Below are 24,324 nucleotides of genomic sequence, written 5' to 3' on the forward strand. Positions count from 1 at the left end.
CAACACACTGTTGATCTCTTTCTTTCGCGGAAGGACCCTCATGGGGTTTTCGAAACCAAATCGATCCAATCGGCGCGCATTCACGTTGGTGGAGCTGCTGGTCGTGATCGCCATCATTGGCGTCTTGGTTGGGCTGCTGTTGCCGGCGGTTCAGGCGGCTCGAGAAGCAGCGCGGCGTCTGCAATGCAGCAACAATGTGCGTCAAATTGGGTTGGCCTGCCACAATTACCATAGTGCCCTGAGGAGACTGCCGCCCGGAAGGTTGGTCTATGACGGGGTGGGATCCACCGGCAGTCCGACCAAGGTCGTGACGGGATTTCTGGCGATGATCTTGCCGTACATGGAAGGCTCCAATCTTCACGACACCTACAATCAACATTACGGTTTTGATGACGTCGCCAACCAACCCGCAGTGAATCGACTGGTTCCGACCTTCACTTGTGCGTCCGCGCCGGGTGAGCGGACGATGCCGATCTACGCCGGTTGGAACGTTGGTTGGACCACCGACGTCAACGCGCTTCCTGATATCACTGGCTCGTCATCCGACTACCAGGGCGTTCGAGGCCTGCACCATTTGGAAGAGACACCCACCGGGGACAAGGTCCATGTTTGGGACTCCGATTGTGGCATCCTGAATGAACGGGGAAGCCGGTTCGCCGATATCTTGGACGGGACCAGCAACACGATCTTGTTGTTCGAAATGTCCGGGAAACCAGACCACTGGAAGATGGGCAAACCACAGCCGCCACCGTCCAACGCGCAGTTCTACAGTTACGGGCCTTGGGCAGGCAACAATGGGGTCGGCATCTACAATTGGTCCCAGGACGGACTCTTGAAAGGCTGCGACACATGCGACAATTTTATCAATGTCGACAACGAAGCCTCCCCGTACAGCTTCCACTCCGGGCTGGTGACAATTGTTTTGGCGGATGGTTCCACTCGAACGTTGACCGACTCGGTCGCCTCTGAAATTTTCGTCAACCTCTGTGACAAAGCCGACCGCAACGTGATTGGCGAATACTGAGAAACAGTCCGGGGAAGCGGAACTGTTCCGGATGAATGTTGGAGGGACATGCGATCACGCCCATTGACATCCAATGCGAGTTTTCGGCTCCTGCAAGCAGCGAAAAGGCGAATATGTATCGATTTCCTCGGTGGCGTGGCACCTTTTTGATCTCGCTGTGGTGCCAGGTTGCGCTGGGCGTTTTGGTTGCCAACGCAGACGAATATGAAATCGGCTTTTCGACGTTTCTCGGAGGTGGCGATTGGGAACACGCTCGGGATGTTTGTGTCGATGAATCTGGCAACGTTTTCGTTGTTGGTGGGACCCAGTCCACCGATTTCCCAACAACCAAACTTGCCTTCCAACGTCAGCACGATCGTTCGGGGGAACAAGTCGGCAGCGGTGGTCATTGCGACGCGTTCGTCAGCAAGTTTGATCCACAAGGACGGCTCGTTTGGTCCACGTTGCTCGGTGGACCCAACTACGACCGCGCCTACGCGGTGGAAGTCGACTCGAAAGGCTGCGTCTATGTCAGCGGACGCGCGGGGCCCGGTTTCCCTGTGACGGAAGATGCCTTTCAAGCTGAGTTCCAAGGAACTGACAACGGCATCTATGGGATGCAAAACGGCTTCGTCGCGAAACTCAAACCAGACGGCTCGGAGATCGATTGGGCCGCCTATGTGGGCGTCGGCCAATTGTGCCGCGACCTTTCTTTGGATGCCGAGAGCAATGTTTATCTCGCGCTGCACTACACCGCGCAGGGACCACTGCCGCCCGCGTCTTGGTTTTCCAACGCCTATCAGGCAACCCCTGCGGGCGACGTTGAAATCGGCGCCGTGAAGATCGCCAGCGACGGGAGTCGAGTTCACTGGGCGACTTGGTTGGGCGGTTCCGGCGCCGAGGTACCGAACTGTGGGATTCGCACCGATTCGGAAAAGAACGTGTACTTGAACTTCACCACACGTTCTGACGATGTTCCAACGACGGACCAAGCCCACGACCGGACCTACAGCGGGCAAGGCGACGCGTTCATCGCCAAGCTCAGTCCCGACGGTTCTCAACTGTTGTTTGGAACATACTTTGGCGGGAGCGGAATCGAAGAGGGCAACAGCACCCACAACATGACTTTGGATTCAAAGGGCAACGCGTACCTGGCGACTTGGACGACCAGCGATGATCTGCCTGTCACCCAAGGAGCGTTTCAAACCGAATTGGCAGGCGGAGCCAACGACGTCGCGATCGCAAAGTTCTCCACTGAAACGGGAGCTCTCATGGCCTGCACGTTGGTGGGTGGCAGCGGGGACGAGGAACCCGATGGCATCGAAGTTCATTCCAACGGGGATGTCTTGTTTGCAGGAAAGACTTCTTCCGATGATTACCCTCTCACCGAGACGGCCATCCAATCCGAACGATCCGGTCAGCACGATGCGACCCTCACCGTGTTGTCAGCAGATTTCTCTCGTCTGAAGTTCAGCAGCTATTTTGGCGGCCCAAGCTACGACTACGGACGTGCGTGTTACCTCGATCAACACGGAAATCTCTATCTCACTGGCTCAACGAACGGACCAGGTTGGCCGCTTCGGCAAGCCGCTCAGCCCCGTTTCGGGGGCGGCGGAGGCGGCAAGGAACTTTGCTACGAAGGCGGCTGTTTCGCGGGGGACGTGATCCTGTTGAAACTGCAGAGACGCCCCGAGTAGCAGCGGATTGGTGTGCAGGTTGTCATTGCAATCCAGACAGGTTGGACGCCCATCCCACCTTCTATTGAGGCAACGCCAAGCAGGTCGACTGGAATGACCGGGCACAACCATGGGAGCCGTCTGGGAGTTGGCCTGGACGGCGAAATGGTTCGTGTTGACGCATCGATAGCGGATGCAATGATTCTTCCCGCCTCGATCTTTCTTCATCCCGGTGGGATCTCGATTGTTGAAGGGCAGCATTTGGTAGTGGACGAGGCCACGAGTCCCTTGCGTGGGGAAGGACTCGTCGCCTCGTCCACTACGGTTCAGGTCCTTGACTCGTCGCCTCGTCCACGACGGTTCAGGTCCTGGGCGATGGACGCCTCGAAGAACGTCAGTAATGAAATCGACGTCCCGGTGGGATGTCAGACGGTAGCCAGTGGTCGCCCCAACGCAGCGCACCACCGGAAAATGAACACACCCCCAAACACTCCGTATCCCGCGTTGGCCCCGGTTGTATGTGGAAGCAACTACGCCTACGAAAACAGTGTTAATGCCGAAAGACACCTGCCGCCCTGCTTCGTTCTCATCCGTTAAGTCGAGATGAAGGCAATCCAACGACCACAGACAGGACAAACAGTCGATTGGCCATGCGAAGCTGGTATTGTGTGACGCGTCGAGTGCTGTTGCCAGACGCTTGAAGGTTACCTGAAACGAGCGGACTGATTGGCAGCAGCGGCGGACTTGCAACGGAACTGCCACATTCTCCCTTTCATCTACGTTTTGCACGCTTGGTTATGCAACGACATTTGATTTCGGCAATCTTCGCGATTGCCGCGCCGGCGTTCTTTCCCGTTCAGAGTTTCGCAGAACCGCGGCCGAACGTGCTGTTCATCGCCGTCGATGATTTGCGTCCCTCAATCGGGTGCTACGGTGATCCTCACGCGATCACTCCGCACATGGATCGCTTGGCAACTCAGGCGGTGCAGTTCAACCGAGCGTACTGCCAAGTCGCGGTCTGCAATCCATCTCGGGCCAGTTTGATGACGGGCTTGCGTCCAGACAACCTGGGCGTGTGGACGCTGCCAATTCACTTTCGAGAATCCATGCCGGACGCGGTGACACTGCCGCAGTGGTTTCGGAAGTTCGGCTACACCGCGGTCAGTCACGGAAAGATCTACCACAACCCGACTCCGGATCCACAATCGTGGAGCGAACCGATTCGGGATCTTCCTCGGCTGCCGGCTTTCTACCCCGAAGGCACCCAAGCGAGGATTCAGACGGCTCAGGAAGCGTTGCCAGATCGCGATTGGCGGAAGAACAATCTGCGTGGCCCCAGCACGGCGTCTCCCGATTTGCCGGACGACCAAGTTTTGGATGGGGCTCGAACGAACCTGGCAATCGAAGATCTACGCCGACTTGGCAAGTCTGATGAGCCGTTCTTTTTAGCGATGGGCTACATCCGTCCGCACCTTGCTTGGATCGCCCCCAAAAAGTACTGGGACATGCACGACCCGGCGAAGTTGCCGGTGCTCACGGACCAAGAATTGCCGAAGAACTCGCCCGCTTATGCGATGCACAACAACAGCGAACTGACGCACTATGTCGATTTGATGCAACTGCCGAAGCCCTGGGATGACCGCGTCGTTGAACCAGAAAACGCTCGGCATCTGATGCACGCTTACTACGCCTGTGTCAGCTACATCGACGCGCAGATCGGACGCTTGTTATCCACACTCGAAGAAGAAGGCTTGGCCGACAACACGATCGTGGTGCTATGGAGCGACCATGGTTGGAAACTCGGCGAACACCGAGGTTGGGGCAAAATGACCAACTATGAAATCGACGCTCGCGTGCCCTTGTTGATCGCTGGTCCAGGCGTCGAATGTGCCGGTCAACAAACCAATCAATTGGCAGAGTTGCTCGATGTGTTTCCGACGCTGTGCGAGATGGCAGGGATTGAGGTGCCTGAGTTCGTGGACGGCTCGAGTTTGGTGCCGATTCTAAAAGATGTCGAGGCGACGGTTCACGACGGAGCAGTGAACCAGTACTACCGCCGACATGAAGGAAAGCAGTACATGGGGTATTCGGTTCGGACACGTGATTATCGGTTGGTCGAGTGGCGAGATTTCAGCACCGGAGAAGTCACCGCCCAAGAACTCTACGATCACCGCACGGATGATTCTGAAACGGAAAGCATCATCGATTCCGCCGATCCAGCTCTCGTCGACGAGTTAACCGCGTTGTTGCTGGAAACTCACCCTCGCAAGGGATTGGTGATGACACCAGCGATTCATGCTCAGTGGGCGTCAGACGGTTCGAAAGGCAAGCTCACTTTTGAGAACGCAACCGACACGCTGGTCCGGGTGCATCCCATCCTGCCCGCCGGACGACGTGGCAAAGCCAAACGCATCCAACCCGGCGGGAAGATCACGCTCAACGCACGGATCGGTTCGGTCTATGTCTTGGAGAGCCACGACGGGACAATTCAAAAGATTCAGTCGCTGTCAAAGCCAACCGAAACAGTCGTCATCCAACGAGACGCTAAGCAGGTCGGCAGGAATGATCGGGTAGAACCATGTGAGCCGTTTGGGCGTTAGCCGAATGGCACTTACTTTACACCCCCTCAAGGAGGTTGTGAATTTTTACGTGCATCGCCAGTAACGCCTTGAGAACCCCGCCCGTGCAGCGGGAGGGGTCGGAAAGCGAGCGTTCAGCGAGATTTCCGGGGGAGGGCAATCCGCGCCGTTTTCCATGCTCGGCCCCCTCCCTCGCGTACGCCTGAACGGCGTCGCTCGACCTCCCCCCAAACTTCGTTTCGGGAGAGGTGCATCATAAAGAACTCCGCTGAAACGCGGCCTCGACAAACTGCACGACCTCCCCAGGGGGGAAGGGGAAGTTGTAAAGTAAGTGCCATTCGGCGTTCGCCCCGGTTGTATGTAGAAACAACCACGCTTGCCACGATATTTCAAATGCCGAAAGACTCCTGCCGACCTGCTTAGCGGTCTGTCACAGCTAAAAGTTCGGGTTGATCGTAGTGGACGAGGCGACGAGTCCTTGGATTTGACGCCAGTTCAGGATTCGTCGCCTCGTCCACTACCCTGAGAATAAGTCGCGACAGACCACCATCCAGTGAAACCGGCTCGGATGCTGTTCATTCTGGTTCGCTGATCGCAACCAAACGTTTCGTGGTGCGAATGAACAACACTCCATCCGCGACGGCCGGTGTTGCGAAGCAGGGTTCACCCATTGGGTTTTCTGCCAACACTTCGAACTCCGGTCCTGTCTTCAAAACGTAGACCGTGCCATTTTCCGAAGCGCAAATCACGTTGCCGTTCACCGCCAACAAGGATGCGATCACTCCGGCGTCTTTGCCCAGTCTTTTCTGGAAAACCTTTTCACCGGTCTTGGCGTGAAAGCATCTCACCACACCGTTGGAGTTACCCAGGTACAAGTAGTCGCCCGAGACGACCGGGGTCGACATGTAAGACCCACCCCGTTCAACACTCCACACGAGCGAATCGGAATCCTCCTCTGAATCGAGCTTGATGGTTCCGCGTGCGTCGGGACGGACCACATAGATCGGTGCCTTTCCACCGTGTGCGTTCGTGATGTAGATCCAACCATGGGACACAAACGGAGTCGGAATCGGGTTGTCACCTCCACCTTCGAGTCGCCACAGTTCTTCTCCGGTCGCGAAGTCATAGGACACGATCCAGGGAAAACCGTTGACGATCATTTGAGTGACGCCGTCGACTTCGTGGATCAATGGGGATCCCCAACTGCGTTCGCAAACTTCTGACCGATCTGACCTCCAAACTTCTTCGCCGTCGGTCAACTGCAACACTGTCACGAAGGGATGGTCGGGATCGTCACCAATCACGGCGACCTTGCCATCGTGAATCGCAGGTGAACTCGCGTAGCCCCAACCGATGTCGTACTTGCTGACATCGATCACGCCGAGGTCACGCTCCCAAATCAGCTTTCCGTCCAGGTCGTAGCAGTACAGGCCTTCCGAACCGAAGCAGGCCACCACTCGATCGCCATCGACACAAACGCTGGTGTTTGCATGAGTCGCCTTGCTGTGCCGAGTCGCTTTGGGCTCGCCATGATGAGCTGTCTGCCGCCAAAGTTCCTTGCCCGTATCAGCGTCGTAGCAAAGCACCATCCACTTGTAGGCGCCGCTGTCTTTTGCCGCGTCGATGTTTCCTCCTGCCGCGATGTTCAGTTCCGTTTCCCCTTCATCGGGAACCGCGGTGAGCAAGAAGATTCGATCACCTACAACCACAGGGCTGGAGTGTCCCAACCCGGGAACCTTGGTTTCCCAGAGCATCCCGTCATTGGTTTCGCTTTCCGGATCCGCGTTCCAGGTGGTTGGAATCGTTGATCCTTCAGCAACCCCGCGAGCCCCCGGTCCTCGGAAGGACGGCCAATCGGTCGTGGTTTCGGATCGCAACTTCTCCGCGGGAGCCATTGCGATGAGCAGCAAGGTCAACAGACTCGTCAATGGTTTTGGCATGGCTGGAATCATGGTCTGTTCACGCGGTTGAGAAAAATGCGGTTCAGGTCATCGGAGTTTGCAACGACAATGTCTGCGTCGCCGTCGCCGTCCAGGTCACCGACATCCAGGCCATACGTTGCGGACGCATCGCCGAATGGGACTTCGTGGAAGTGCAAATCTTTGTCGCTGCGAAGAAACACAGCGTTGGGTTGATTCAAATTGCCGACGACGATGTCCAGGATATCGTCTTGGTTCATGTCGGAGATTGCCAACGCATAAGATTGGCTGTCATGAGATCCGAAATCCATGGTGCTGAGGATGCCACCGAAACCGTCCCCCAAGAAGATTTGATTCTTTCGCCCAATGTTGGCGACCACCCAGTCCAAATTGCCGTCCGCGTTCAGATCCGCAACTGCAACGGACCGTGAGTGATCGTCGCCGGATCCGAACGGCACGCTCCGGGTGAATTGCAACTTGCCGTCGCCCAGCAGCACTTCGTTCGGTTGCTGATCGCGGTTGGCCAGGACCAAGTCGAGATGCCCATCGCCGTTGACATCTCCCGCGGCGACGTCAATTGTCGAGTCGGTCTTTTTCCCAAACGTGGGCCCAGAAGCAAAGTTGGCCTGGCCGTCATTGAGATAGATTCGATTGGGACGTCCGCGGCAGGTTGCGATCAGGTCGATGTCACCGTCAAGATCCAAGTCGACCGCCAGCAGACTGCGGAGGCTGCTGACGTCGCCATATTCACAGTGAAAGGTGAAGCGGCCATCGCCGTCGTTCAGATAGATCTCGCCAGGGGCCATGTCATTGCCGGTCGCGATGTCCAAGTCACCGTCGCCGTCGAAGTCAGCGAACTCGCATGCGTACGTGGTGCGTTGATCCGCGCCGAGTGGACGAAGGATCGAGAACTTGGCTCGCCCTTGATTGACGAGCAATTGGTTCTGTTGAGGCCAATGACGCCCGTTGGCGACGACGATGTCCAGGTCGCCATCTTGATCGAGATCACCGACGCGAACGGAAGCCGATCGAAGACGCTCCGTTCCCAGCGTCAGCCGGTCGCTGGTCACAAACTCGCGTTGCTGAGCCAGGGCCGAGTGGGCGGGGAACAGCATGCACGCGAAGCCAAACATCCAGCATGCACGTCGTCCGGCGTCATTCATGTGGTCCATTGCGTTCCATCATCGCCAAAAAGATTTTGGAGGTTGTGTGGACCACTCTGATCGACCGTGCACCGCGAAACAACTGTTCGAACAGAAATTGATGGAGCGAAACGAGCGGAGCCTTTCGGTGGGTCACCGGAAGGCTCCTTCGGCTTCGCTAGCGTTGGATTGGCCAACGTTGTCTGATATCGAACTCAGGGGAGATTCGCGACAACCGTGGCGACATCCGCCCGGTCACCGTGCGAGACAACCGTCTTTCCAAAGACAATCTTTTGGTCTTGGCCCACCACGAACGTCGATGGGTAGGCGGTTTCGCGTGGAGCGTCCCAGCGAAGTCCCCAAGCGTTGGTGAACTTGAAGTCAGGGTCCAGCACAAAGTGATAGTTCGACGGGAACGACTTGTTGCCTTGGAATTCTTTCGCGTGCTCACCGAGCATTTCAGCAGGTCCAGGATAGATCAGCACCACTTGAGCACCCGACAGAGCGGACTGCTTGCTCAAGAACTCGCCCACTTGGCGATTGCACAACGGGCATTGCTTGCCGGTCCAACCACGCAAAACCAGCATCACAACGGGTGACTTGGCTGTCAGCGACTTCAGCGAAATGGCCTCGCCATCCTGATTCATCAACTCAAAGTCAGGGGCGACTTCACCAACCTTGGGTGGGTGAGGTGGCTCTTTTCCTGGTTTGGCTTGCCGGCGACCTTGAGCTTGGGCGGTGGAAGACAATGCGACGAACGCGAGAGTCAGCACCAGACCGATGATTGAGCGACGATTTTGCATGGGGTGTCCTTTTGGGCGACGAGACGAAAGAGATTCAGATTGGGGATGTTCGTCGCTCAGTCCAGCCCGCCAGAGGAGCACCGGAACCGAGCGGCCGTTGCACCGAGCCATCGCGGGGGCACTTGTCGCCTCGCATTCTACGCGAAAGTGTGCTGCCGAATGTGTTTTCCCACAGGCACCCCCTCGCGGCGGGCGGAAGTTTCCATCTTTTCAGAACGCGACTATCCTTGGGCTCTCGGTTCACTTTGCTTCCTGGGACCCCTTTCATGATTTCTGTTTTTGATTTTGGACGCCGTGTTGGCATTCAAACGCTGGCGCTGACTGTCGCCGTTCTCGTTGGCGGTGACAGCCTCCATTCGCAAGACATCACGCGGCGGGGGCTCGAACACAGTGACTACGACGTCTGGAACACCCTCTCAGGGACGAGCATTTCCAACGATGGAGAGTGGATCGTGTACACCGTGCAAAGCGGTGAAATCGACGGCGAAGGCACGTTGCACATTCAACATGCCAAGACGGGCCAAGAGTATGTCGTCGAGCGAGGCACGGGAGCACGCTTCACTCGAGACGACCGCTTCGTGATTTACCGCATCACGCCAGCGAAGAAGAAGGTGAAGGAACTGCGGAAGCAAAAGAAGCCACCTGAAGAGATGCCGCAGCCAGTCCTGCAAATCCTCGAACTGAACTCCGGTGAACTGCGAACACTGACAGGCGTCCGCTCGTTTGGATTGCCGGAAGAGAACAGCGACTGGCTGGCTTGCTTGATGGAAAAGGCATCCACACCCGATGAGCTCAAGAAGAAGAGCGGTGAACGCGAAGTCTACGAAGTCACACCGGAAGGTCTGCAGCGTCCAGCAAAGAAGTTGAAACTGAAGAGCCGGGAAGAAGTGGCTCGCCAACGAGGACGCATTGAGTCCGTGATCAAAGCGAGTGAATCGAAACCGGACGAAAAGAGCTCCCAATCCAAAGAGGAACCGGACGAGGAAAAAGACACCAACGACAAAAAGGACAAACCGCTCGGAACGGACTTGAAGTTGATCCACCTCGACTCGGAAGTCCTGCGGACGTTTCCGTTGGTGCGTTCGTTTCGGTTCTCGAAAGACGGCAAGCGTTTGGCATTCGTGACATCAGTCGACACGCCGGAGTCGGGCAAGTCGTCTGATTCGAAAAAGGAAGATGACACCCAAGAGAAAGAACACAAGGCAAAGGGGCACAAGAACGACGGCCGCCCCATCGATGGTGTGCATGTGATCGAGTTGGAATCGTTGAAACAGCGAACGATCGCCAGCGATGTCGGCGAATACAAGAATCTGGCATTCAATGAAGACGGTTCACGACTCGCCTTCCTCAGCAACCAAGAAGACTATGACGCCAAGTCGCCGTCTTGGGCTGTTTACCAATGGACGGCGGATTCTAAGAAGGCCAAACGTTTGGTTGCCGAAGGCGACGCCGGGCTTCCTGTTGGATGGTGGGTCGCGTCGCAGTCCAGTCTGAGTTTTTCGGAGGACGACCGGCGATTGTATTTCTCGACCACTCCGATTCCCGAAGCGGTTGAGAAGCAACGCATCGCGAAAGCAGAGGGGCGAGAAGTCGAGAAAGATTCCGACGAGAAAGCCAAGCTGGATGTCTGGCACTGGCAGGATCCAAAACTGCAACCGCAACAACTACTTGAGGCAGAGCGGGAACGCAATCGTCGCTACCGCGCGGCGTACGTGCTGAAGACAGACCGTGTCGTTCAACTGGAGGACAGTGAGCTCCCGTCCGTTCGAGTTGACCTGCGATCGCCTTCCAACATCGCGGTGGCAAACACCAACGTTCGCTATCAGAAGACTCTTTCATGGGAGGTCCCCGGTTTTCAGGACGTCTACCTGGTCCATCTGAACTCGGGACGTCGTGATCGGATTTTGGAAAAGGTCCGATGGGATGCCGCAATCTCACCTCAAGGAAAATTCATCGTTTGGTTCGACGCCGAAAATGGCAAGTGGTTCGCGAAAGCGACCAAGGGGAAGGACGCCAAACCGATTGAAATCAGCAAGGGGATCAAACACCCTCTTTACAACGAACTGGACGATCGGCCCACGTTGCCGTCGTCGTACGGAACCGCTGGATGGTTGGACAACGATCAAGCGTTCCTGATTTATGACTCGCACGACATTTGGCAACTGGATCCAACCGGCAAAACAAAACCTGTCTGCATCACGTCGGGCGAGGGTCGGAAAAGCGATCTTCGGCTGCGTTCTCTCCGACTCGATCCCAAGCAACGTGCGATCGATCCGTCCCAAACGATGCTACTCAGTGCCTTTCGTCTCGATACCAAAGCAAGCGGCTTCTACAGGCTGGATCTGCCTGGCAAGAATCAAGATGCAAAGGAAGACGCTCTGCGTCCATTGATCATGTTGGACGAGAATTTGTCGGGGCTGAGGAAGGCCAAGGACAGTGATCAGGTTGTATTCACCCGCAGCACGTTCAGGCGATTCCCCGATCTTTGGACCAGCACGCTCGGCTTTGAAAAGATCGAGCGCGTCAGCGACGCCAACCCACAGCAAGACGAGTACTCCTGGGGCACCGCTGAACTGACGCACTGGAAAGCCCAGGATGGTCAACAGCTCGACGGGATTCTGATGAAGCCCGACGATTTCGATCCGTCCAAGAAGTACCCGATGCTGGTCTACTTTTATGAACGCAAATCAGACAGTCTGCACAGCTATTCCCAACCGGCACCGAGTCGCTCGATCATCTGTTTCAGCTTCTATGTCAGTCGCGGCTACCTCGTCTTCATTCCGGACATTCCCTACAAGACAGGCGAGCCCGGGCAGAGTGCTGTCAATTCGATTCTTCCGGGTGTCGATCACGTGGTCGCGAAAGGCTTCGTGGACGAAGACCGAATCGGAATGCAGGGACACAGTTGGGGAGGCTACCAAACAGCGTACTTGGTCACCCAAACCGATCGTTTTGCCTGTGCCGAGTCGGGGGCTCCGGTCAGCAACATGACCAGTGCCTACGGCGGAATTCGCTGGAGCAGCGGCATGAGTCGGATGTTCCAGTACGAGCGGACTCAAAGCCGGATCGGCGAAGACCTGTGGTCAGCACGTGAGAAGTACATCGCGAACTCGCCGATCTTCTTTGCCGACAAAATCAACACCCCGTTGTTGATTCTGCACAACGACGAGGACGGTGCAGTGCCGTGGTACCAGGGAATCGAATTGTTTGTCGCACTGCGACGTTTGGAAAAACCAGCCTGGATGCTGAATTACAACGGCGACCCACACTGGGTGATGGGCGAACACAACCGTCGTGACTTCGCGATTCGGATGCAGCAGTTCTTTGACCACTATCTCAAAGATGCCCCCGAACCTGAATGGATGGCGGTCGGTGTGCCCGCCGTCGACAAGGGCAAACGATTTGGACTGGATCTGCTGGAACCGATCGAGGAGTGAGGTCAACGTCGGATCGCAGAAGTGGTCACAATGACCGTGACAAAACTCGGATGCTGTGCGACTTCGCTCAGTTTTCGCTCGCTTGGTGCAGATTCCAGCGTTGGTACATCCTTTGCCTAGGGATGGATCAACGCTTGAATCAATCTGTCACCAGGAGACTTCGATGTCCGCTATCGCATCTGCCGTTGATCTTGTCCGTTGGTTTGACCAAATCGGGATCGAGGATGTTCCGAGCGTGGGTGGCAAGAACGCTTCGCTGGGAGAGATGTTTAGAGAACTGACGCCGCATGGTGTTCAGATTCCGAATGGGTTTGCAACCACGGCGGCGGCTTATCGAAATTTTCTGCGTGTGTCCGGTTTGGACGAGAAAATCTCCCAGGTTCTGGCGGATTTGGATTCCGGTGACATTGGAAACCTTCGGCAACGTGGGCATCAAGTCCGCGAGCTGATCTTGAGCACCGAGTTCCCCAACGACTTCAAGACTGCGATTTGCGAAGCCTATCGTCAGCTCAGCGCTGAACGGGGCGTACCGCTGGATGTTGCGGTTCGAAGCAGTGCCACGGCGGAAGACTTGCCAGACGCCAGTTTCGCTGGACAGCAAGAAACCTACTTGAATGTCCGAGGTGAAACGGCGCTCCTGGACGCTTGTCGGCGATGCTTTGCGTCGCTGTTCACTGATCGTGCGATCTCTTATCGAGTCGACAAAGGTTTCGACCATCACCAAATCGCTTTGTCGGTGGGTGTGCAGGTCATGGTTCGCTCAGACATTGGAACGTCCGGCGTGATGTTTTCGCTTGATACCGAGAGCGGTTTTCGCGACGCAGTGCTGATCAATGCCGCCTACGGGCTGGGGGAAAACGTGGTGCAGGGTGCTGTCAACCCAGACGAATATTACGTTTTCAAACCGACGCTGCGAACGGGAAGTCGGCCCATTTTGAAGAAGGCGGTTGGCTCCAAAGAAATCAAGATGGTCTATGACATCGGCGGCAGCAAGCTCACCAAGAACGTCCCGGTTTCCCTCGAAGATCGCACGCGATTCGCCGTCAGCGACGACGATATCCTGACGTTGGCACGCTGGGCCTGCCAAATCGAAGACCACTACAGCGAGAAGAAGGGACAGCCGTGTCCAATGGACATGGAATGGGCCAAGGACGGAAACACAGGCCAATTGTTCATCGTCCAGGCGAGACCGGAAACCGTCCAGTCGCAACGGTCGAAGTTGACGTTGGAAACCTACCGATTGCGAGGCAATGGAACTGCCATCGTCAGCGGCGGTGCGGTGGGATCACGCATCGGCCAGGGCAAGGTTCGAGTGATTGCGGATGCCAGTGGCCTGGCTGAGTTTCAAGACGGCGAGGTGCTGGTGACCGAAAAGACGGACCCCGATTGGGAGCCGATCATGAAGAAGGCGGCGGGGATCGTGACCAATCGTGGTGGCCGGACCTGCCATGCTGCGATCGTCAGTCGGGAACTTGGCTTGCCCGCCATTGTTGGGACCCTTCGCGGCACCGAATTGCTGCACGATGGGCAGGAGGTCACGGTGTCGTGTGCGGAAGGAGACACAGGCGTTGTTTACGACGGCTTGGTTCCGTTCGATGTGGAAGAGACTCAGCTGGATCAACGCAAACGCCCCCAAACCAAGGTCATGATGATCTTGGCAAATCCCGACGAGGCGTTCTCTCTCTCCTTCATTCCAAACGATGGAGTTGGCTTGGCACGGATGGAATTCATCATCAACAATCACATCAAGGTGCACCCGCTGGCACTGCTGAAATTTGACCAACTCGATGACACCGCGGCTCGCACCGAAATCGAACGCCTGACAGCTGCCTATGTCGACAAACCTCAATTCTTTGTCGATCGGCTCGCCGAAGGTGTGGGGATGATCGCCGCGGCATTCTATCCCAAAGACGTGATCGTTCGAATGAGCGATTTCAAAACCAACGAGTACGCCAATCTCGTTGGTGGGCGACAGTTTGAACCGATCGAAGAAAACCCGATGCTTGGTTTCCGTGGTGCATCGCGTTACTACAACGAACGGTACCGTGACGCATTCACCCTGGAGTGCCGAGCGATGACAAAGGTCCGCGATGAAATGGGGCTGACGAACGTCAAACTGATGATTCCGTTTTGCCGCACCGTGGAGGAAGGCAAACGCGTTCAGGAAGTGATGGCTGAGCAGGGACTTGAACGTGGCAAAAACGGGTTGGAGATCTACGTGATGTGTGAAATTCCAAGCAACGTGATTCAGGCCGAGGCCTTCGCAGAAATCTTTGATGGCTTTTCCATCGGATCGAATGACCTGACTCAATTGACACTGGGGGTCGATCGCGATTCCGAAATCGTGGCTCACATCTTCAATGAACGCGACCCTGCCGTGATGGCGACCATTCAATCGGCGATTGAAACCGCGAAGCGAATGGGACGCAAAATTGGCATTTGCGGGCAAGGTCCCAGTGACTACCCCGAGTTTGCCGAGTTCCTGGTCGAGCAAGGCATCGACAGCATCTCGCTGAACCCCGACGCCGTGTTGAAAACGACGGTCAGAATCGCAGAAATGGAAGACCGACTTTCGAACTGAGAACGCAGTCACGGTCCGTGTGCGATGAGCAGTGTTCCCTGAACAACGCTCTCGAGGATCACATGTCTTCGCTCATCGCACACAGGTGTTTTTGGTTGGTCTTTGCGGGGGGCTGTCAGGCGACCTTTGCGGGCGGTGTGGAATCCGACGCGATGGTTGTTGCGTTCTTGTGCTTGCCATTTTTGCTGACTTCGTCCCGCCGCGAAGTGGCGTGGGAGACAGCCATTGGCCGCCCACGCATGCGGCGAAGCGGCTGATATACTAGGCCCTTCCTGCCTCGATAGTTCCACGTTCTGGTTTGAATCGTGTTGAACGCACTCCCTCCTGAAGCACTCTCCATGCCCGCCTTGATTTGTCGTTCGATGCTAGCGTTGTTCGTTGCGCTAGCGGTTCCCTTGTTCGCCCAGTCGCCTGATGCAACCTCGCCTGAGGCGATATCGTCTGAAAACGCATCGCCCGGCGTTCTAAAACAGGACAACTTGGTGGCGTGGTGCATCGTCCCCTTCGACGCGGCGAAGCGAAGTCCCGCGGAACGCGCTCAGATGCTGGTCGATCTGGGCATCCGTCGCTGCGCCTACGATTGGCGAGCGGAACATGTGGCGAGCTTCGAGCAGGAGATTCTGGAGTACCGCAAACACGGCATCGAATTCTTTGCCTTTTGGGGCGGGCATCCCGAAGCCTATCGGTTGTTTGAGAAGCACGATCTGCATCCGCAGATCTGGATGATGCCGCCCAATCCACGCGAAGGCACGCAGGAGGAAAAGATCCAACAAGCTGCCGAGCAAATGGTGTCGGCGGCTCAGGAAACCCAGCGTCTGGGATGCAAGTTGTCGCTCTACAATCACGGCGGCTGGCCCGGCGAGCCTGAGAATCTGGTCGGCATCTGTCGTGCACTGCGGGATCGGGGATTTGAGCACGTCGGCATCACGTACAACTGGCACCACGGCCACGAACACATTGATGATTGGTCGAAATCATTTGCGTTGATGCGGCCGTACCTGCATTGCTTGAATTTGAACGGGATGAATGACGGCGCGAATCCAAAGATTCTGGGCATCAGCAAAGGCAAGCATGAACAGGACATGATTCGCGTCGTGGCGGAGAGCGGATACCAGGGACCAATCGGCATCCTCGATCATCGCCCGGAACTGGATGCCAAGGAATCTCTGCTGGAGAACATTGAGGGGCTGCGATGGATTCGTGATGAAATGAAGCAACCGGGCAGCGGCGGTGCAAAGCCGAAGACACCGGTACCGCCCGCGTCCGTCCGTGCTGAGTCGGCTCAACCTATCACGCCGGGCACCAGCGGTTTGTTTCCGGGCTCGCCAAACTATCGCCAACCGCCAATCACGGTGGAATGTCGGGCGACATTGAAGTCCGCGGATGGCTACAACATCCTGGTCAGCAGTGATGCCAAGCGGTCGGCCAATCACTGGGAACTGTTCAGCATGGCAAACAGCGGCACGCTGACGGCTTACCTGCCGGGCCGGCAACCGGACCATGTTCGCAGTGAAGCGGTGGTCACCGATGGCAAACCTCACACGTTTTCGATGATCTATGAGCCTGCTCGGGTGCGTCTGTTTGTCGATGGCAAACAGGTGGCGGATCAACGCATTTCCCCCCCGCGCGGCCGAGGCATCGATGGCGGGCTCGGGATTGGTCGTTTGGTCCAGCGATCCTTCCAGTTCAACGGCGTGATCGATTGGGTACGTGTCTCCCGCGGCGTTCGCCCGATCTCTTCGTCTGACGTTGAGAAGGTTTCGGTGGAGGATGACACGCTCGGAGTTTGGAAGGTCGACGGGGAGAGCGGCAAAATTCGCTTTGTTGGTAAATCAATGCGTGCCGACCAGCCTGCTGCCGAAGCGGATTCCGAGGCCAGCACGCCTCCGACGGCAGTGCTTCCCTATGATCCCAAGCTTGTGGAGGCGTTGGTCAGCGAAGCGATGCAGCAGGGCGATGCGGTGCGGGGAGCACGTGTGTTTGCCAGTGCGCAAACCGCGTGTCTGTCGTGTCACGAGGTCGGTTCCCATGGCGGAACGGTCGGGCCCAGACTGTCCGCGATGGAGAAGCCACGCGAACTGTCACACTTGGTTGAATCCGTGTTGTGGCCCGATCGCGAGATCGCTCCGGAGTACGTGAACTGGAAGGTTTTGACAGAAGAAGGGCAGGTTCTCACGGGGTACAGGACGCAGTCGGACGAGGAGTCCGTGACACTACGAGATCCAGCCTCGGGCAAGGAAACGGTGATCGACGCAGATAACATCGTCGATGAGATCGCAAGCGGCACACCGATGCCCGCGGGCTTGGCGGCGGCAATGACGCGTGAACAACAACGGGATCTGATTCGCTTTTTGGCGGAAGTCACCAACGACAAGCGACCACTGCCCAGCGAACTGATGCACGTTTTGGCTCAATCGCAATCTCATGGTCCGGTGTCATTCCCGTATACCCTCGAACCAGTCAGCCCAGAACGTTGGCAACATGCAAAACACCAGGTGAACCGTGACCGCATCTACGACTTTTACACCAAGCAAGCGGAGCATTTTCGGAAACAGGATTCCTTGCCGATGTTGCTGTCGCCTTATCCAGGGCTCGATGGTGGGCAACACGGTCACTGGGGAAACCAAACGGAGGAAACCTGGGCCAGCGACGGGTGGCAGCAGACGGTCCAAGGATCGGTGTTGGCGGGCGTGTTTCGTGGCGATGGAAAGACCGTTCCGCGAGGTGTTTGTGTGCAGTTGGACAGCCCCGGTGAACACTCGGTTTGCTTCGACCCTGACACGTTGAGCTATGCAGCGGCCTGGGAAGGTGGCTTCGTGACGACCTCGTCCGTCCGCCATGGATTTGTCAGCGGACTGAAGATGCAAGGCAAACCAATTCCGGTTCCATCGACAGAGACGCCGAAAGAGCCTTTTGAGTACCACGGGTTCTATCGACATGGCAATCGTGTGGTGTTCTTGTACCGCATTGGCGAGACCGAATACCTGGACTCACCGCGGATGAAAAATGGGCAGTTGGTTATCGACCGAATGCCCGCCAGCGAACATCCGTTGCGCGACGCGTTGGCAGGCGGCCCAGCACAGTGGCCACAAACAATCGGGACGCAGATCGTTCCGGGCTCGGGCCAGCCCTTTGCGCTCGACACGATTGAGTTGCCTCATGACAACCCGTGGAAGGCGTTGCTGTTTTGTAGCGGTCATGATTTTTTGCCCGACGGCAGTGCGCTGGTCTGCACAATGCAGGGTGACGTGTGGAAAGTCAGCGGACTGCAAGCCCCGGGGGATCAACCGGCCGTGGCAACTTGGCGACGTTTTGCATCCGGATTGCATCAACCGTTGGGGCTGGTGGTTGCCAACGATGGGATCTATGTGCAGTGTCGCGACCAGTTGACACGTTTGACGGACCTCAATGGGGACGGCGAAGCGGATTTCTATGAGTGTTTCAGCAACGCCTTTCAAACCTCTCCCGCCGGGCACGATTTCATTTGTGGGTTGCAACGCGATGACCAGGGGAATTTCTACACGGCCTCCGGCAACCAAGGGCTGCTGCGGATTTCGCCGGATGGCGACCAAGCAGATGTCATTGCCACTGGCTTTCGCAATCCCGATGGGCTGGGCATTTTTTCAGATGGAACCGTCACGGTCCCCTGCAGTGAAGGTGGATGGACCCCCGCATCGATGATCTGTGCCGTGCCCAGTTCATTCGATGAGTCGGCGGGGCAGACACCACCGCATTACGGGTACCGCGGTCCGCAAGGAAACGAACCGCCGTCGTTGCCGCTCGTGTATCTGCCACGTGGCATGGACAACTCCAGCGGTGGGCAAGCGGTTGTGCCACCGGGCGTGTGGGGGCCTCTGCAAGAACAGTTGTTGCACCTTTCGTTTGGAACGGGGACCTGGTTCACCGTGTTGCAGGACGAAGTGGACGGCCAAGTGCAAGGTGCCGTGGTTCCCATGGCCGGTGATTTTCTCTCGGGAGCTCACCGCGGTCGGTTCTCACCCGCCGACCAACAACTGTATGTGTCCGGATCGCAAGGATGGGGAGCCTATGTGCCGGAGGAGGGCAGTTTTCAACGAGTCCGCTGGACCGGGCAGACTTTTCAAGTTCCAACCGGTTTTCACGTTCACGAAAATGGCGTGCGAATCACATTCGCGGAACCGGTTGACCCAAGCATTGCCGCCAACGTGCAAAGCCATTTCGCACAGTCTTGGAATTACCGTTACAGCGGAGCGTATGGATCGCCGGAGTACTCTCCCATGCACCCCGGCGTTGCCGGGCATGATCCGGTGGCGATCACGTCAGCGCACGTCTTGTCCGATTCCCGGACCGTGTTCTTGGAAATCCCTGACCTGCAACCCGTCAATCAATTGCATCTGCGTTTGCACGTCAACGAGGACGACCAGCACGTGGTCAGTGGGCCCACTGAATTTGGCCACGACTTGTTTGTCACCGTTCATTCCCTGGACGCTGCGTTTCAAGACTTTCCCGGCTACCGATCGGTGGAAAAGACCATTGCCGCGCATCCTATCCTGAGCGATTTGGCGTTGAATGCGATTCGTGTTCCCAACCCGTGGAGAAAACCGATTCCGAATGCCAAAGCCATCGAACTGAAGACGGGAACGAACCTGACCTACCAAACCAAAATCATTCGAGTGAAAGCCGGCGAGCCGTTGGCGTTCACCTTGGTGAATCCAGATGTCGTGCCGCACAACTGGGCGTTGGTGCGTCCAGGGGCGCTGCAAGAGGTTGGTGAGCTGGCCAACCAATTGATCGCCGATCCCGAGGCCTTCGCTCGCCACTACATCCCCGACACGGAAGACGTTCTGGTTGCCACCGACGTGGTTGGCCCAGGCGAGTCCCAAACCGTCCACTTCCGAGCCCCCTCGCAACCGGGCCGCTATCCCTTCCTCTGCACATTCCCAGGCCACTGGATGGTGATGAACGGAGAAATGATTGTGGAGTGACTGTCCTCCGGCTCACGAGAAACTGAATCGTCAGCGAGGCACAAATCAATTGGGGTGCTTCCTCGCTCACGCGTCGGTATTCCACTGCTAAGCAGGTACGCAGGTGTCATCGGGTATGTGAGCCGCTGGCGTTAGCCACGGTTTTCACGCACAACCGGGGCTAACGCCCAAACGGCTCACATGGTTGTGCTTGATCACTCCTGCCGACCTGCTAGCCGAAACCACAGTGCAATCTTCTTCGCAGCCCCCCAGCTTCCATCTCCGCCCTCATCAAAATCACGATCCATTTGACGGAATGCAATCCTCTTCACCCGACTGGCTTGTATCGACGCGTTTGACCTCAAATGCGGGCACGGCGGGCGGTGCATCGCGAACGTGTTGATTCCAATCGACCAATTTGGCTTGGTCTCTCGGGTTGCCTCGAAGCTGGATCCTTTGACGTCGCACTTCATCATCACACGTCAGGTACCAAATGGTTGGCGCGACATCCAAGCGATCGCGAAGCTGTTCCGGCCAATCAACATTCCTCAGCTCTCGCGTGAACGGACCAACAATCACCACGCTCACGTGCGAGAGGTTTTCCGCTGCGGTATCGAACAGGCATTCGTACACCGCGTCACGAAACAACCGCTTGTACTCAGGACTGTCCCGGTCAGTGTGATCCATCCCCGCCGCTTTCAATCCCGCGCGTACAACGGGCTCCGTCACCGTGTCGCTGTCCAGCAAACAGGCCGCCAACTTAGTTGCCAACGCTTTTCCAAACGTGCTTTTGCCAACGCCGGCCGCACCCGTGACGATGTGAAGTGAATGCGTCGACATAAAAAGAGGATCAGTCCAGGCAAGGGCGAAGTAGGAAAGTCAGTGCCGCGGCGTAACAAGCAAGGTTGCTTGAAAGATTTTGAAGCACGAAGCGTTGCCGAGACAGGGGTGGAGTGCGTTTGTTCCTCGCTCACCGGCTCGTTGATTGATTCGATTTCATAACCCGACGCGTGAACGAGGGACCCACCGGCGCGTTGCAATGGCATGCAGTCCCTCGCTCACGCTTCGGGTTAGGATTCAATCAACAGGCCCGTGACGCGTCGAGTTTCCATGAATGCACCCGCCCAAAGACGATTGCAAAGCGCAAATTGTACAATGCAAATCGCATAGTGCTTTGTGGCCTCGCGTTGGAGGTGAGATCAGCAAGAATCAATTTGCAATGTGCATAACCAGTCGCGGAGCGACGGAAGCCGATAGCCTTGGGTTTTCAACCCAAGGACATACGCCGATGACACACGTGTCACCAAGTCGCGGAGCGACGACAGTTGTTTGCAGCCATCTGGTTCGCGCCCCCGTGCGATCTGAAGTTGCGCTTTTGCATTCCGGTTTGTTGGCCAACGGTCTTCGTCATCGTAGCCTGGGGCATCGCCCCAGGGATCGAGAAGGAAGCGAAATTGGTTGGCCAACGGCCAACATCAACCCACACATTTTAAATTGAGTTTGGCCGTTGGCCAAAATGGGGGCGTGTTTTTCTGCTCCAGGGGCGACGCCCCTGGCTATGTTGAACAAGGCCGTTGGCCATTGGAGGAAAAATCGCAATATCAAAACTCAGACGCAGGCCTTCCATGAGCACCTGACGCAACTCGTTGCTTGCACGCGGGTCGAGATGGCACGCAGGGCTCAATTCCTTCTTGCGGCACGAGCTGATCCCAACCAATAGACGCGTGTCGTCCTGTGTGTCAACATTTCCATTGTCGAACCGGCACCTTCTAAACGTTCGCAGCCAACACTTCGATCGATGAATTGCCTTGTCAATTCCAAGTGAAATGATGCCAATCGTCTGGAATACAATCCGTGTGCGACCGAATGCCTCTCCTCGGCATGTTCCCCTCCCAAAAACGCTCCCCGCCTCTGACCATCATGAACCTCACAAAACTTCATCCATTCTTATTACTCGGTTCGTTTTGCCTGGCTTCGCTCGCGACTTGCGACACGGCGAAAGCCAACGATGTGGTTGGGCCGCTCGTCGGAGCTGTCGAAAGCACTTCTGCGAATTTTCTGTATCGCGTGGGTGAGTCCGAGCAACCGTTGCGATTGTCGGTTTTGTTGGATGGCGATGTGGTTCAAGCAGTGGATTCGATCGGTCGCCAGGAAGATGACTTTGTGGCCAAGTTTTCAATCTCCAACCTAAGACCAGACACTCGGTACCACTACCAAATCACGAACACGAAAACGGGAGAGACATTGATTGAGGCGGATGAGCAGCATGCCTTTCGAACTGCCAATCCGGCTCGCCATGGAAATCGCGTTTCCGTGGGCTTTGTTTCCTGCGTCGATATTGAACCCAATGGCATTTGGAAAGAAATGCAGGGACTGGATCTCGACACCGTGTGCCTGATGGGCGACACGCCCTACATCGACAGCACTGATCTGAAAAAGGTGCGAACAAGACACCGCGAATTTTTGCAGATGCCTGATTTGGCGGAGTTGGCTGCCAACACACCGGTCGTGGGCACTTGGGACGATCACGACTTTGGACTCAACAATGGCAATGGCCACAATTTGATGGAGGGCAAAGTCGACACACGCCGGGGGTTCGTCAACTATCGGGCTCATTCGCAGTTCGGCAATGGCAAGGAAGGCGTTTACCATCGTGTCGACCTGGGCATGATCGAGGTGTTCTTTCTCGATCCACGCTACTTCTCGCAAACCGAGCCTTCTCCCGTCGATCCAACGCAGCCAACGTGTTTCGGTGCCGAGCAATGGGAATGGTTGCTAACAGGTTTGCGTGAGTCCAAGGCTCCCTTCAAAGTGCTGGCCTTCGGTGCGATTTGGGAGGACAAGAAGAACTTCGAAACCGATGACATGTTCACCTACTGGTACGAACGGGATGCGTTGCTGGACGTGGTCAAGAACGAAAACATTGGCGGTGTCGTGCTGCTAGGAGGCGACATCCACGTGGCCCGGCATTTGATCCATCCACAGCGAGTTGGGTATGACCTGCATGACTTTGTCATCTCGCCGGGGCACAAACGCACGATCACCGAGTTGGATGTCTTTCACCCGTCGTTGGAATGGTCGCTGGTCGAAGGTTGGCAGTTTCTCACCTTGACCGCGGACGGGACACAAGCAGAACCAACGTTGACGGCTGAGTTCCGCCAACCGGATGGCGTCGTGAACCGCCAAGTCAAACTCCCGCTTGCATCATTGACTGCAGTTGATTCATCCAAACCGGATTCTGGGTTGAGAGCCCACTGGTCATTCGATGGCGACTTGAAAAACCAATCCGTTCTCGGCGACCGCGTTGATGCGGTTGCCGTGAACGACGCCCTGGTGGTCACTGACGGAGGCGTCTCCGGTGGTGCGTTGAAGCTGGATCGTTCTCGTGAACAGTTTGCTCGTGTGCCACGAAGTTTCTTGGATGACAACTCGAACCATCACACCGTGTCGCTGTGGTTCAAACCAACCAGCCTTCCAGCACACGGCACCTCGGAACGACACTTTTTGTTGGAAAGCACGGCGGAGGGAACCGAGTCCGCAAAATCAGCCTGGCATCTCTCGCTAGGAATGCGGTCTTCGGAGGACGCCAGCAAGGTGAACCTGCAATTGTTCACACACACGTTGCAGCCCGCTACCGAAATCGGGGCGGCTCCGGCCGCCAAGGCGCAAGGCGGTTTCGACGCCTTGGTTGATCGCGAAGCTCTCTTGGGCCGTTGGAATCATGTCGTCCTGGCTTTCGATTCCAGTTCGCTCACGCTGACTCTGAACGACAAACAGATCGCCAAGCATCCGCTGCCAGTTCCCGGTCCGGCTTCCGAATTCGGAGGACTGATCATTGGCGGGCATCGCGTCGGTGCCGGTCGAAACTTCGACGGGTGGATCGACGAGGTCTCGATCTGGCAAGGTGAGATGCCCGCTGAAACCAAATGATCGAACGGTCGCTGGGTGCGGCTGGTCAACGAGTGACTGCTGCAACAAACGCAGTTTCCCAAGCTCAGGATCCGTCCCCTCACTGCCGCAACCAGTTCAATGGCCACAAAGGGAACCGTCTCGCTCGCATCCCACCCGCCGCGTCAGCCAGGAATTGTCCTGGACTGCGGAATGTTTGCTAATGGCGTTCTGATAGCGGATGCCATTTTTCTTCCGGCTTCTGTCTTTCTTCATCCCTAAGCAGGTCGGCAGGAATGATCGGGCATCACCATGGGAGCCGTTTGGGCGTTCGCCCCGGTTGGACGTGGAAG

Annotated in this window: 12 protein-coding genes; 8 read left to right on the forward strand and 4 right to left on the reverse strand. The window is 56.6% G+C overall.

What is annotated here, in order from left to right; all coding sequences use genetic code 11:
* Nucleotides 1-40 precede the first annotated feature (40 nt).
* The 3 genes from RISK_RS09090 to RISK_RS09105 all read left to right on the forward strand — a co-directional run bounded on the left by RISK_RS09090 (nt 41) and on the right by RISK_RS09105 (nt 5,279).
* On the forward strand, nt 41-1,024 hold the full coding sequence (locus tag RISK_RS09090) for a DUF1559 domain-containing protein (RefSeq protein ID WP_047813948.1): 984 nt from the start codon (nt 41-43) through the stop codon (nt 1,022-1,024).
* Between the two features lie 113 nt (nt 1,025-1,137).
* Nucleotides 1,138-2,700 carry an SBBP repeat-containing protein gene (locus tag RISK_RS09095; protein ID WP_047814175.1) on the forward strand — a complete coding sequence of 521 codons (1,563 nt, stop codon included), beginning with the start codon at nt 1,138-1,140 and terminating at the stop codon, nt 2,698-2,700.
* A gap of 776 nt (nt 2,701-3,476) precedes the next feature.
* Complete coding sequence (locus RISK_RS09105; RefSeq protein ID WP_047813950.1) at nt 3,477-5,279, forward strand: sulfatase; 1,803 nt, start codon at nt 3,477-3,479, stop codon at nt 5,277-5,279.
* Nucleotides 5,280-5,833: 554 nt separating this feature from the next.
* Here RISK_RS09105 and RISK_RS09110 read toward each other — a convergent pair.
* From RISK_RS09110 to RISK_RS09120, 3 genes are all read right to left on the reverse strand, one after another.
* Nucleotides 5,834-7,198 (reverse strand): outer membrane protein assembly factor BamB family protein, encoded by a 1,365-nt coding sequence (locus tag RISK_RS09110; protein ID WP_236696165.1) that lies wholly within the window; start codon nt 7,196-7,198, stop codon nt 5,834-5,836.
* Nucleotides 7,199-7,206: 8 nt separating this feature from the next.
* Nucleotides 7,207-8,349, reverse strand: a complete 1,143-nt coding sequence (locus tag RISK_RS09115) for an FG-GAP repeat domain-containing protein (RefSeq protein ID WP_047813952.1) — start codon at nt 8,347-8,349, stop codon at nt 7,207-7,209.
* Nucleotides 8,350-8,534: 185 nt separating this feature from the next.
* A complete protein-coding gene (locus tag RISK_RS09120; protein ID WP_047813953.1) occupies nt 8,535-9,122 on the reverse strand; it encodes a peroxiredoxin-like family protein in 588 nt (195 codons plus the stop codon).
* 266 nt (nt 9,123-9,388) lie between these two features.
* Here RISK_RS09120 and RISK_RS09125 point away from each other — a divergent pair, with 266 nt between their 5' ends.
* The 4 genes from RISK_RS09125 to RISK_RS09140 all read left to right on the forward strand — a co-directional run bounded on the left by RISK_RS09125 (nt 9,389) and on the right by RISK_RS09140 (nt 20,104).
* Entirely contained in the window at nt 9,389-12,559 is a 3,171-nt protein-coding gene (locus tag RISK_RS09125) for a S9 family peptidase (RefSeq protein ID WP_047813954.1), read from the forward strand.
* Between the two features lie 163 nt (nt 12,560-12,722).
* Nucleotides 12,723-15,140, forward strand: a complete 2,418-nt coding sequence (ppsA, locus tag RISK_RS09130) for a phosphoenolpyruvate synthase (protein WP_047813955.1) — start codon at nt 12,723-12,725, stop codon at nt 15,138-15,140.
* A gap of 62 nt (nt 15,141-15,202) precedes the next feature.
* Nucleotides 15,203-15,397 (forward strand): hypothetical protein, encoded by a 195-nt coding sequence (locus RISK_RS09135; protein WP_047813956.1) that lies wholly within the window; start codon nt 15,203-15,205, stop codon nt 15,395-15,397.
* An 81-nt stretch (nt 15,398-15,478) separates the two neighbouring features.
* Nucleotides 15,479-20,104 carry a DUF6797 domain-containing protein gene (locus RISK_RS09140; RefSeq protein WP_083434863.1) on the forward strand — a complete coding sequence of 1,542 codons (4,626 nt, stop codon included), beginning with the start codon at nt 15,479-15,481 and terminating at the stop codon, nt 20,102-20,104.
* Between the two features lie 276 nt (nt 20,105-20,380).
* Here RISK_RS09140 and RISK_RS09145 read toward each other — a convergent pair whose 3' ends face one another.
* Nucleotides 20,381-20,923, reverse strand: coding sequence for an AAA family ATPase (locus RISK_RS09145; protein WP_047813957.1), 543 nt, complete (start codon nt 20,921-20,923; stop codon nt 20,381-20,383).
* 1,080 nt (nt 20,924-22,003) lie between these two features.
* On the opposite strand from RISK_RS09145, the gene RISK_RS09155 reads away from it, so the two are divergent.
* The gene (locus tag RISK_RS09155) at nt 22,004-24,013 is read left to right on the forward strand and encodes an alkaline phosphatase D family protein (RefSeq protein WP_083434864.1); all 2,010 of its coding nucleotides are present in this window, start codon (nt 22,004-22,006) and stop codon (nt 24,011-24,013) included.
* Nucleotides 24,014-24,324 lie beyond the last annotated feature (311 nt).

The sequence above is a fragment of the Rhodopirellula islandica genome (assembly GCF_001027925.1).
Taxonomy (GTDB): Bacteria; Planctomycetota; Planctomycetia; order Pirellulales; family Pirellulaceae; genus Rhodopirellula; species Rhodopirellula islandica.